The sequence below is a fragment of the Prosthecobacter sp. genome, assembly GCF_044227185.1.
Classification (GTDB): Bacteria; Verrucomicrobiota; Verrucomicrobiia; order Verrucomicrobiales; family Verrucomicrobiaceae; genus Prosthecobacter.
Genome location: NZ_JBGAFO010000005.1, coordinates 20,429 through 31,270, shown reverse-complemented (window position 1 = coordinate 31,270; position 10,842 = coordinate 20,429). Strand labels below are relative to the sequence as shown.

Below are 10,842 nucleotides of genomic sequence, written 5' to 3'. Positions count from 1 at the left end.
CAGCCGCAACTGAACAAAAAGCAGCAAGCACCAGGATTTTGCCGGACGAAAGAAAAGGGCGGGGGACCCATGGATTGAACAAATTCACAACGTTGCAGGGTACGAGTCCCTTCAAAACGCTCTATCGCGCTGTGTGTGGCGGTTGCCATGACCTGCAGCCTATAGGGCTTCCGTCTGCGCCTTGAACTCCTCGAGCAACGCGTAAAGCTGCTGCGGTGTATGCGCGGCTTTGACGGCGGCGATGGCTTCGTTGGCCAGGGTGTCGCAGCGTTCGTTTTCGGTGTGGCCGGCGTGGCCTTTGACCCAGTGCCACTGGATCTTGTGCTGCGCGGTGGCGGCATCAAGCGCGCGCCAGAGATCGGCGTTTTTCACGGGCTGCTTGGTGCTGGTGCGCCAGCCGTTGCGCTTCCATCCGGCGATCCACTGGCTGATGCCCTGGCGCACGTACTGGGAGTCGGTGTGGAAGTCGATCTCGCAGGGCTCCTTGAGAATGCGCAGGGCCTCGATGGCCGCCTGCAGCTCCATGCGGTTGTTGGTGGTGGCGGGATTGCCGCCTTTGATTTCGCGCACATGCCTGCCATAGGCCAGCACGGCGGCCCAGCCTCCGGGGCCGGGATTGCCATGACAGCCGCCGTCCGAGTGAATGAGGACCTTCTTCACGCCTGCGTCTGGGTGGAGTCTTCCGCCGCCCAGGCACGCATGCGGCGGTCGATGAAGAAAGGGGCGAAAGGAATCAGCGAGGCGACAAAGAGCAGCGCGGCACGGCTGAAGGGCCACTTGGTGTGCAGCATGACGCGAGAAAGCGCGAAGCAGAAAAGCACGAACAAACCGCCATGCACAGAGCCGGCAATTTTGACCGCCATGGGCATGCTCCAGAAGTACTTCAGCGGCATGGCGATGAAGAGCAGGACAAGATAGGATATCCCTTCGAGCAGGGTGACTTTGCGCAGAAATGAGACAGGGTGTTTCATTGGCGGGGGCTGTAGCATGGGGTGATGCGGGCGGGAAGGGAATTCGGACCGGATTTTGAAACCACTAATCGAACACTAATCCCATTCTGAATTCCGGCATTAGTGTTCCATTAGTGTCCGATTAGTGGTTTCAAAATCTGGCTTCGCGAAAAAAGAAGGGGGATCAAGATGATCCCCCTTCTGTGAATGCGTTTGGGTGGCTTGAAGGCTTACTTCTTCTTCAGCTCCTTCTTCTTCAGGTCGTTGTAGAGTTCGAAGGCCTTGTTGGCATTGAGGCCGCCGTGGACCACGCCGTGGACGGCCTGCATCATGGAGACAGGGGCGTCGCTCTGGAAGATGTTGCGGCCCATGTCCACGCCGCTGGCTCCCTGCTTGATGGCGTTGGCGCACATCTTCAGGGCGTCGAGTTCGGGAAGCTTTTTACCGCCGGCGATCACGATCGGCACGGGGCAGCAGCTGGTGACGGTGTCGAATTCCTTCTCGGTGTAGTAGCACTTCACCACATTCGCGCCGAGCTCTGCCATGATGCGGGTGGCGAGGCGGAAGTACTGCGGCGTGCGGGCCATCGCGCGACCCACGGCGGTCACGCCCATGACGGCGATGCCGTAGCGGCTGGCGGCATCGACGAGGTCGGTGAGGTTCTTGAGGGACTGGCGCTCATAGGCGCTGCCGATGAAGACCTGCACGGCCAGCACGGCGGCATTGAGGCGGATGGCTTCTTCGATGTTGAGAGCGGTGCTTTCGTTAGAGAGGGGTTCAAAGCCGGGACGGCCGAACTTGGCCTTTTTGCCGTCGATCTCGCCTTCCCATTCTTCCATGGGGCTGATCATCGAGGTGCCGCCGGAGGCACGCAGGGCGATGGCCTTGGTGGTGGAGGCGGGGATGACGCTGCGCTGGATGCCGCGGGTGAGCATGAGGCAGTCTGCCCAGGGGGCGAGGGGGAGGATGGTCTGGTCCACGCGCTCCAGGCCGGTGGTGGGGCCCTGGAAATAACCGTGGTCGAAGGCGAGCATGACGGTGCGGCCGTCCTTGGGGTTGAAGACTTTGGAGAGGCGGTTTTTGAGGCCCCAGTCATACTGGTGGCAGCCCTTGAGGAAGAAGCCGGGGGCTTCCTGAGGCGTGTTCGTGAAGTATTCCTTTTCCTTCTTGTCTGCTGCGCTGGTGGAGATGTCGGCCATGGTGTTTCTGGGGTGCGGGTTAAACGGGCGCGCAGGATGGGCGCGAATCGGCCATGCGCAAGCACATTGCCAGCGCTTGCAAAACCCTTCCGGCTGTGGTTCTTACCGGCCCCATGTCCGCAAATCTCCTCATATACCTTGATGGCAAACTCGTTCCTGAATCCGAGGCGAAGATCTCTGTCTTCGACCACGGCCTGCTTTATGGAGACGGAGTATTTGAGGGCATCCGCATTTACAACGGCCGTGTGTTCCGTCTGACGGAGCACCTGCACCGCCTGTATGACTGCGCCAAGGCCATCTGCCTGACCGTCCCGATCTCGTTTGAGGAAATGGAAAAAGCCACCCTCGACACCGTGGCGGCAAACAACCTGCGCGACGGGTACATCCGCCTCGTCATCACCCGTGGCGTGGGCTCGCTGGGGCTGAATCCCTACCAGTGCCCGAAGGCCAGCGTCTTCATCATCGCCAGCAGCATCACGCTGTATCCGGCGGAGCGTTACGAGAAAGGCCTGGAGCTCATCACCTGCGGCACCCGCCGCCCGAACTCCGCGGCCCTCAGCCCGCAGGTGAAGAGCCTGAACTACCTCAACAACATCATGGCCAAGATCGAGTGTCTGCAGGCCGGATGTGACGAAGGCATCATGCTCAACGACCAGGGCTACGTCTCCGAATGCACCGGAGACAACGTCTTCATCGTGAAAAACGGCAAGGTCACCACGCCGCCGATCTCCTCCGGCGCGCTGGACGGCATCACCCGCCGCGCGGTGATGGAAATCCTCGCCGAAATGGGCAGTCCCTGCACGGAGGCGGTGATGACGCGCTTTGACATTTATACGGCGGACGAGTGCTTCCTCACCGGCACCGCCGCCGAGGTCATCCCGGCCGTGAAATATGACCGCCGCCCCATCGGCGACGGCAAGCCTGGCAAGCTGACGCAGGAGCTGACGAAGCGCTTCAAGGCGCTGGCGAACAGCACCGGCACCGCGGTGACCTACAAGTGATGCGGCGTCTGGCGGCTCAAATTCCAGTTGGAAAATGGCCCGCTAAATGCAAGTTCCTCCCTGGAATGAATCCCAAAAATCCATTCGCTCTCCTGACAAGGAGCCTGCTGGTTTTGGCATGGTCGCTGTCCGGTGTCGGCTGCTCGTCATCCGAAGAGGAAGTGGCGGACAATCCTCTCAAGAGCCGCGCCTGGTGGCGGGGCGATGGCGTTGTGGGGAAGCCCAAAATCGTCATCAATCTCAGCACGCAGCGGGTGCACTACTACAAGGGCAAGGAACTCGTGGGCGTCTCGCCGATCTCCTCCGGACGTGAGAGCCACGGCACGGTGACGGGGTCCTACCGCATTCTGGACAAGGACATCGACCATCGCTCCTCGCTCTTCGGGGCCTACGTGGACAAGGGGGGCAATGTGGTGCAGGCGGATGTGGATACGCGCAAAGATCCCGCGCCGCCGGGCACGACCTATCAGGGCGCCAACATGCGCTACTTCATGCGCATTGTGGGCGGCATCGGCATGCACGAAGGCTATCTGCCGGGCTATCCGGCCTCCCATGGCTGCATTCGCCTGCCCACCAAGATGGCCGTCATTTTCTTCAAGGAGACTCCGGAAGGAACGCCGGTGGAGATCACCGGGGAAAGCGCGCTGGCGGCCACTGAGTCCGCCATTCCGATCGGGGTGGAAAAGATCGAGGACGAGCACGAGGCTGAGAAGAAGAAGCAGAAGGACAAGGCCAAGGACAAGGCCAAGGAAAAGGCCAAAGCCCCTGAGGTGGCGGAAGCGAAAAAGGAGGCCAGGCCCAAAACAACCGTGCGCCGCGCCATTGTGGAAAATTCCAAATCGTCATCGGGACTGGGCTCCTGGTTTAACTGGACACGGAGGCCGCCGCGCGGGGCCACGATCTATCTGCAGCAGTAGCAGGGCGTCCCCTTCAGGCTCACTTCACCATGATCCAGCCCACGATGATGAGGATGGGCAGCAGGATGGGGATGGAGAAACGGAACATGTAGGCGAGGAAGGAAGGGGCGTTGACCTGGGATTTGTCAGCGATGGCCTTGACCATGAAGTTGGGGCCGTTGCCGATGTAGCTGCCCGCGCCAAAGAACACGGCGCCGAGCGAAATGGCGATGAGATGGGGCGCGTGCTCGGCGGCAAACTTCACGACATCGCCATGGGAGTCCACCGAGAGGTGCGCCTGTCCCATGGAGGCGGCGAGGAAGGAGAGGTAGGTGGGGGCGTTATCGAGGAAGGCGGAGAGAGCTCCGGTGGCGAAATAATACTGCATGGGCGAGGTGATCTGCACCGCCTGCCCGCTTTGCAGGATCTGCAGCGCGGGAATCATGGTGAGGAAAATGCCGACGAACAGAAAGCCCACTTCCTTGACCGGTCCGAAGCTGAAATCGTTGGCCTCATGCACCGCTGCTTTCGTGGTGAAGTAGGAGGCAGCCGCGGCGGCGAGCATGATCAGGGCAGGGACGGTGAAGACCCCCAGCAGCGTGGTCTCCTGCACTCCTTTCGGCAGAAAGACCGCCGCGAGCACCACGCCGAGCCAGACGAGATTGAGCAGACCCCGGAAGCGCCAGTCCTCGTGCGCCGTTTCCGCGTCACGGATCTGCTTGGGAATGCGGATGAAGTTGCGGGTGTCCAGAATGAAGAAGGCGCCGAGCAGGAGCGCCACGGTAAGGGCCCAGGCCTGCCAGCAGTGCTGCAGCACCCAGAAAAAGGACACTCCGCGCAGAAAGCCCAGGAAGAGCGGCGGATCGCCAATGGGCGTGAGGCAGCCGCCCACGTTGCTGACGATGAAAATGAAGAAGACGATGTGGAAGCCGGTGATGCGGAACTTGTTCATCCGGATCCACGGACGGATCAGCAGCATGGAGGCGCCGGTGGTGCCGATGAAGTTGGCCAGCACCGCGCCGATCAGCAGGTAGAGCGTGTTCACCAGCGGAGTCGCCTCGCCCTTGACGCGGATGTTGATGCCGCCGGAAATGACGAAGAGGGAGCCCACCAGCGCCATGAAGCTGACGTACTCCTGGGCCGCATGATGGAGCGGATGCCAGTCGCCCCGCACAAGGGCATAATACACCGCGGTGACCAATCCCAGCGCCACTGCGACCTTTGGATAATGATGCTCCCAAAAGTGCGCGGCGAACAGCGGCATCAGAGCGATGCAAAGCAGCAGGATGACAAACGGTGCCAGCATGCCCGCGTGGGGCAATGCGGCATGAACCGGGGCGCTGGCGGCAAAGATCATGCGGGGGAGGGGGGGCGCGGAGGGATCAGGACGATCCGTCCGCCCCGGACAGTTTATTCGGGCCGGCGGTCCAAAATGGCCTTTGCCTTTTCCAGCTCGCTGGCCGCCCAGTCGCTGACACCGGGCTCGTCCGCATCCACAGAACCGGTGATGTGAAGCCGGCGGATGTAATGCTTGTCCAGGAAAGCCACGATTTTTTCGGAAACACCGAGAATGCCGCGGTGCACGTGCAGCACGGGCTTTTTCTGCTTTTTCGCCGCGCTCACCGCCTTCTGGGCGGCGCCGGCGGCCTTGGCGGCGACGGTGAAGACCAGGGTGGCCTCCGCGTCACGCACGTTGGAGCCCACCGCCTCCAGCAGGTTTGCCGTTTCGCCTTCCTTGAGCTTGTAGCGCGGGTCCAGCGGCTCCGCGGCGGAGAGCAGGCCCTTGGTGCACCAGCCGCCGTGCGGAAATTCGTGCTTCAGCGCCCAGTCAAGCGTGGCGCGTTCGACGCCCATCTGGGCGCCCGTGATGATGACAAGTTTGAAAGGCATGGAAGGTTCAGCAGAAATCAGGAGAGGCCCGGGGGCAAGCGCGATCTCTCATTATTCAAGATGCCGCCCCAGCAGGAGGTCAAGGTTGCGCTCCACGATTTCCCCCATGGATTTGCAGGTGTCAAAGATATGGGAACTGTGAAACTGGCCGAGCTCCGAGCGGAGCTGGACGACCTTTTCAAAGGGCTCCACCGCGTTGTTTTTCATGCAGTGCAGGAGGGAGGTGATGCGCTGGTGCTCAGAGAGATAGCGGCGGGAGATGAGGCTGCGCTCCTCCTCCTGGTACTGCTTCATGGTGGGGAAGTTCAGGCATGAGGAGCAGAGCTGCACCACGGGGTTGTTCTCCTTGAAGAACTGCGGGAGGTACAGGCTTTTGCGGCCTTCATAGCTCTGCTGGTCAAAGTCGATGGCCCGAACCCGGTACTGCACCTCTTCAAAGTCGGGCGTCATGTCCACGACGTAATTGTAGCTGCGCATGTCTCCCAGGAGGCGGATGAAGCAGCGCTCGCTGAATTTGACGAACTCCTTGGCAAGGCGGACGCCGTTGAAATCCGGGCGCCGGAGGTAGTCGCGGATGAAGGCGTCTCCGGGAATGCCGGCGATGTGCTCCTCCACCAGCGTGCCGCCGCGGTGCATGAGGTAGTTGATGCGGTTCGGGGAGAGCAGGTGCTCCAGCTCCAGGCCATACACACGGGAGGCGTCCGCCGTCTTCACGTAGAAGTGGTCGTAGTTGTCATTGTACTGGTTCACCACGCGCACGCGGAAGGGGCGGGAGTTGCCAAATTCACAGTAGTCCACGCGTTCGATGTAGAGATGCGGCACGGCGTGGAAATCTCCGGTGCGGAGCTGGGAGTAGATGCTGGTGAGCTTGGGGTAGAGCTCCTGCTGCAGCTCGCGCGGGTAGAGCACGCTGCTCCAGTAGGTGGCGTTGCCCTCCTTGTCGAAAAGCGGGTAGCTTTCGGAAAAATTGCGCAGCTCATCATACGTCGTCGGCAGCGAGTAGCAGCGCCCGAACTGGTCGAGGTAGCTGATCAGCTCATCGGTGACCGGGATGAAGTTTTTGCGCCTGGTGATTTCGTTCATGCCGCGGGTGTGTCGCACTTTGCGTTCCAAGTATCAAGAGGGGAAGCCGGCCAGGGTGGCGGTTTGCCCGGAGGCCTGCCTGCCGGAGGAACCGGCCTGGAAAATAGCCCAATCCTTTGCATTGCATCCTTTTGGAGGCCGGGGAACGTGCGGTCTTTTTGTCATCGCAGCCATCGCAAACTCAATCGAATGATCACCGCTTTTGACCGCAGCCTCCTCCGCGACGTCGGCGTCATGCTCCATAGGCGGGTTCTCATCAGCACGCTCAAGGCCGCTTGGCTGAACGTATAGATCCGTGACGCCATGCTCACCCCGCTTGACCTGAAACTCTTCCGCGACATCGGCCGCATGAAGGGGCAGATCGTGGCGGTGAGCCTCGTCATGGCCTGCGGGCTGGCCATGATGATCATGACCCGCAGCATCGTGCTGACACTGGAGGGCACGCGGGATGCCTACTACCAGCATTACCGCCTGGCGGATGTGTTTGCATCTCTGAAGCGGGCGCCCATGTCGCTGGCGGACCGGGTGGCGGAAATCCCCGGCGTGGCCGCGGTGGAGGCGCGCGTGGTGGTGGATGCCACGCTGGATCTCGCCGGCATGACGGAGCCCGCCTCCGCGCATCTGGTGTCGCTGCCCGAAGGGCGCGCGCAAACCTTGAACCAGGTTTTCATTCGGCAGGGGCGCCTGCCGCTGACGGATGAACGCCAGCAGGCGGTGGTGAGCGAATCCTTCGCCGTGGCAAACAAGCTGCAAATCGGCGACAGCATCGTGGCCATCATCAACGGCCATCGCGACACCATCATCATCTGCGGCATCGGCCTTTCGCCTGAGTTTGTGTTTGAGGCCCGGCCCGGCCAGACGCTGCCGGACAACAAACGCTACGGCGTGTTTTGGATGAACTACCAGGCCATCGCCGTCCCGTACAATCTCGACGGCGCCTTCAATGACCTCTGCGTGGATCTTTCGCCGGGGGCGGATGCCGGCCCGGTGATGGCGGAGGTGGACCGCCTGCTGCGGGACTACGGCGCGCAGGGCTCCTACACGCGGCGGGAGCACAACAGCGCGCAGCGCCTGGACGACGAACTGCGCGTGGTGCGCGCGCTCTCCGTGGCCTACCCCGTGGTGTTCCTCAGCGTGGCGGCCTTCATGGTGAATGCGGTGCTGGCACGGCTGGTGCGGCTGCAGCGGGAGCAGATCGCGCAGCTCAAGGCCCTGGGCTATTCCTCCTGGCAGGTGGGGCGGCACTATATGAACTACGCGCTGGTCATCGTGGTGATAGGCACTTTGATCGGCGGTGCGGTGGGTCGCTGGATGGGCGGCAGCCTGGTGCGCATTTATGATCTGTTCTTCCGCTTTCCGGCGCTGAATTTCCGCATGGACTACAGCGCGCTGGGCGTGGCGCTCGTCGTCAGCGCGGTGGCCGCGTTTCTCGGCATCGTCACCGTGGTGTGGATGGCTGTGAAACTCCCTCCCGCCGAGGCCATGCGCCCTGAGCCGCCGGCGGATTTCAAGCCCTCCATGCTGGAGCGCATGGGCGTCACCCGCGGTAGCAGCCCGGCTTTGCGCATGGCCTTGAGAAACATCGAGCGCCGTCCGGTGCAGGCCCTCTTCACCGTCTTCGGTCTCGCCCTGGCCACCGGCCTGATGGTGCTGCCCGGCTCCATGGCGGACAGCATCGACTACATGCTCACCTATCAGTGGAACGATGTGCAGCGGCAGGATGTGGTGGTGTTCTTTTCCGAGCCCGGGTCCGGCGAGGCGCTGCACGATCTGGAGCACCTCCCCGGGGTGCAGCGTGCCGAGCCCGTGCGCGCCGTGCAGGCACGCATCCGCTACGGCCACCACTCGCGCAAGCTGGCGGTCACAGGACTGCCGCGTGATGCCGACCTGAACCGCCTGCTGGATGCGCAGCGCCGTCTCATCGTTCTGCCGGAGGAGGGCATCGTGATGTCCGCGCAGCTCGGCAAGACCCTCGGCGCGCGCATTGGTGATGTGGTGCAGGTGGAGGCGCTGGAAGGCCGGCGCGACATCGTTGGCGTGCCCATCCGCGGCTTCATTGAAGACTTCGCCGGTGTGAACGCCTTCATGAACATCGATGCGCTGCACCGTCTCATGCACGAAGGGGACACGGTGAGCGGGGCGTACATGACCGTGGACCAGTCCCGCTGGGCCGAATTCATGCGCACGGTGAAGGACACCCCGCGTGCAGCCGTCACCCTGGTGAAGAAAGACCAGCTCGACTCCTTCCGCAGCACCACCGGGCAGAGCATCGGCATCCTGCGCAAGCTTTACCTCGTGCTGGCCGTGGTGGTGGCCTTTGGCGTGGTGTACAACAGCGCCCGCATCGCCTTGTCTGAGCGCAGCCGCGATCTGGCCACGCTGCGCGTCGTCGGTTTCACCCAGCGCGAAGTGGCCGGTGTGCTGCTGGGGGAGCTGATGCTGCTCATCTCCACCGCCATTCCGGCGGGCCTGGTGTTTGGGCGCGGCCTCGCCACCTTCATCATTGCCAAGGTGAGCACGGAAACCATCCGCATGCCGCTGCTGATCAGCACGCACACCTACGCCATGGCCGTGCTCGTGGTGGCGGCGGCTTCCTGCGCCTCCTTCATCGTGGTCAGCCGCATGCTGCGGAAGCTGGACATGGTGGGCGTGCTGAAGGCGCGTGACTGATGGAATGTGACAGATCTGTTGCCGCCGCAGGGCCGGATGCGGGTGTCTCCATCGCAGCGGGTCCCTGGGCCACCGCCTGAATGTGAAGATTCCGTAACTTGAGCATCGCGCCCGATGGATGCCCTTTCATGCCGTTGCAAGGTGCCAGCCATTTTCACAAGCGGGCTGCGGCTTCCGGTTCGGTGCTGCTGGCCGTGCTATGCCTGCTCGCAGTGCTGTCCTTTCTGATCATCACCGCGGCGGCCATGTCCGGAGAGCATGGTGAAATGCAGGAGGCGCGTGCAGGCATGATGCGCGCGCGCCAGCTTGCGGAATGCGGTGTCGCGGTGGCGGCGCACCCGCACATTAAGGCCGGAGATCCTTTGCTGCAGAGCAGTCTGTCCGGCATTGAAGGTTATGAAGCCAGGATGACCACCGAGGAGAGCAGGCTGAACCTGAATGCCCTTCTCACGGAGGAGCGGCTGCCTTTGCTGGAGCGTGTCTTCAGGTCATGGGGGCTGTCATTGGCAGACGCACAGGACATCGCCGCCACGATGATGGACTGGGTGGATGCGGATGATTTGAAGCGCCGGCCAGGCAGCGCCGAAAAGCTGGACTATGAGCATCTGGGCCGGTCTGGCCTGCCGCTGAACCGTCCCTTTGGCAGCCTCGATGAAGTGGCCCTGGTGGCGCGGGTGGAAGAATTGAACGCGGCCAAACCAGACTGGCAGACCTGGTTCACCCTCCGGGGCAACGGTCAGCTCGATGTGAACACGGCCTCCGCGGAAATCCTGGCGGCCGTCACGGGGGCCGCCATGGAAAGCGCGGTCCAGCTCGTGCGTACCCGCGATGGTCTGGATGCCGTGCCTCACACGGCGGATGACATGCCCTTGGATCGTCTGGAGGCGGCCACGGCAATTCTAGGCATCGGCAGCGCCGACAGCACGACACTGCTGCCGTTGCTGACCTTGCAGGGGCCGACACGCCATGTCGAAAGCATCGGCAGGGCCGGAGATGCGCGTTGCGGCATCGCCGTGGTCGTGAATCTCTCGGGTGGAATACCGCGCATGGCGGAGTGGCGCGAATTCGCGGTGAAAGGAGACGCGGAGCCGTGAAGCGCGGAGCCTTCCAGCCTTCATCCACACAGTCGCTCTCGTTCCCTGGGGAGGAGACG

10 protein-coding genes are annotated in these 10,842 nt (G+C 62.4%); 4 read left to right on the top strand and 6 right to left on the bottom strand.

Annotated elements, in window-relative coordinates; translation table 11 throughout:
• Nucleotides 1-159: 159 nt before the first annotated feature.
• The 3 genes from rnhA to ACILSQ_RS13180 form a co-directional block, all read right to left on the bottom strand.
• The gene (gene rnhA / locus ACILSQ_RS13190; protein WP_395744103.1) at nucleotides 160-660 is read right to left on the bottom strand and encodes a ribonuclease HI; all 501 of its coding nucleotides are present in this window, start codon (nucleotides 658-660) and stop codon (nucleotides 160-162) included.
• Nucleotides 657-971 carry a DUF3817 domain-containing protein gene (locus tag ACILSQ_RS13185; protein WP_395744102.1) on the bottom strand — a complete coding sequence of 105 codons (315 nt, stop codon included), beginning with the start codon at nucleotides 969-971 and terminating at the stop codon, nucleotides 657-659. The genes rnhA and ACILSQ_RS13185 overlap by 4 nt, the downstream gene beginning before the upstream one ends.
• Nucleotides 972-1,180: 209 nt before the next feature.
• The gene (locus tag ACILSQ_RS13180) at nucleotides 1,181-2,149 is read right to left on the bottom strand and encodes a 3-hydroxy-5-phosphonooxypentane-2,4-dione thiolase (RefSeq protein ID WP_395744101.1); all 969 of its coding nucleotides are present in this window, start codon (nucleotides 2,147-2,149) and stop codon (nucleotides 1,181-1,183) included.
• A gap of 113 nt (nucleotides 2,150-2,262) precedes the next feature.
• Between ACILSQ_RS13180 and ilvE the strand changes: the two genes are divergently transcribed.
• Together ilvE and ACILSQ_RS13170 are read left to right on the top strand one after the other, a co-directional pair.
• Complete coding sequence (ilvE, locus tag ACILSQ_RS13175; RefSeq protein WP_395744100.1) at nucleotides 2,263-3,150, top strand: branched-chain-amino-acid transaminase; 888 nt, start codon at nucleotides 2,263-2,265, stop codon at nucleotides 3,148-3,150.
• Between the two features lie 65 nt (nucleotides 3,151-3,215).
• A complete protein-coding gene (locus ACILSQ_RS13170; RefSeq protein WP_395744099.1) occupies nucleotides 3,216-4,067 on the top strand; it encodes a L,D-transpeptidase family protein in 852 nt (283 codons plus the stop codon).
• Between the two features lie 19 nt (nucleotides 4,068-4,086).
• Here ACILSQ_RS13170 and ACILSQ_RS13165 read toward each other — a convergent pair whose 3' ends face one another.
• The 3 genes from ACILSQ_RS13165 to ACILSQ_RS13155 are packed head-to-tail and all read right to left on the bottom strand — an operon-like array spanning nucleotide 4,087 to nucleotide 7,019.
• The gene (locus tag ACILSQ_RS13165) at nucleotides 4,087-5,403 is read right to left on the bottom strand and encodes a sodium:proton antiporter (protein WP_395744098.1); all 1,317 of its coding nucleotides are present in this window, start codon (nucleotides 5,401-5,403) and stop codon (nucleotides 4,087-4,089) included.
• Between the two features lie 53 nt (nucleotides 5,404-5,456).
• A complete protein-coding gene (locus ACILSQ_RS13160) occupies nucleotides 5,457-5,936 on the bottom strand; it encodes a YpsA SLOG family protein (RefSeq protein ID WP_395744097.1) in 480 nt (159 codons plus the stop codon).
• A gap of 51 nt (nucleotides 5,937-5,987) precedes the next feature.
• A complete protein-coding gene (locus ACILSQ_RS13155; protein WP_395744096.1) occupies nucleotides 5,988-7,019 on the bottom strand; it encodes a hypothetical protein in 1,032 nt (343 codons plus the stop codon).
• Between the two features lie 303 nt (nucleotides 7,020-7,322).
• On the opposite strand from ACILSQ_RS13155, the gene ACILSQ_RS13150 reads away from it, so the two are divergent.
• Complete coding sequence (locus ACILSQ_RS13150; protein WP_395744095.1) at nucleotides 7,323-9,689, top strand: ABC transporter permease; 2,367 nt, start codon at nucleotides 7,323-7,325, stop codon at nucleotides 9,687-9,689.
• A gap of 128 nt (nucleotides 9,690-9,817) precedes the next feature.
• Complete coding sequence (locus tag ACILSQ_RS13145) at nucleotides 9,818-10,783, top strand: general secretion pathway protein GspK (RefSeq protein WP_395744094.1); 966 nt, start codon at nucleotides 9,818-9,820, stop codon at nucleotides 10,781-10,783.
• Nucleotides 10,784-10,842: the final 59 nt, after the last annotated feature.

Coding starts and splice junctions, on each gene's coding strand:
- ACILSQ_RS13185 (WP_395744102.1), bottom strand. CDS start 971: ATGAAACACCCTGTCTCATTTCTGCGCAAAGTCACCCTGCTCGAAGGG.
- ACILSQ_RS13180 (WP_395744101.1), bottom strand. CDS start 2,149: ATGGCCGACATCTCCACCAGCGCAGCAGACAAGAAGGAAAAGGAATAC.
- ilvE (WP_395744100.1), top strand. CDS start 2,263: ATGTCCGCAAATCTCCTCATATACCTTGATGGCAAACTCGTTCCTGAA.
- ACILSQ_RS13170 (WP_395744099.1), top strand. CDS start 3,216: ATGAATCCCAAAAATCCATTCGCTCTCCTGACAAGGAGCCTGCTGGTT.
- ACILSQ_RS13165 (WP_395744098.1), bottom strand. CDS start 5,403: ATGATCTTTGCCGCCAGCGCCCCGGTTCATGCCGCATTGCCCCACGCG.
- ACILSQ_RS13160 (WP_395744097.1), bottom strand. CDS start 5,936: ATGCCTTTCAAACTTGTCATCATCACGGGCGCCCAGATGGGCGTCGAA.
- ACILSQ_RS13155 (WP_395744096.1), bottom strand. CDS start 7,019: ATGAACGAAATCACCAGGCGCAAAAACTTCATCCCGGTCACCGATGAG.
- ACILSQ_RS13150 (WP_395744095.1), top strand. CDS start 7,323: ATGCTCACCCCGCTTGACCTGAAACTCTTCCGCGACATCGGCCGCATG.
- ACILSQ_RS13145 (WP_395744094.1), top strand. CDS start 9,818: ATGCCGTTGCAAGGTGCCAGCCATTTTCACAAGCGGGCTGCGGCTTCC.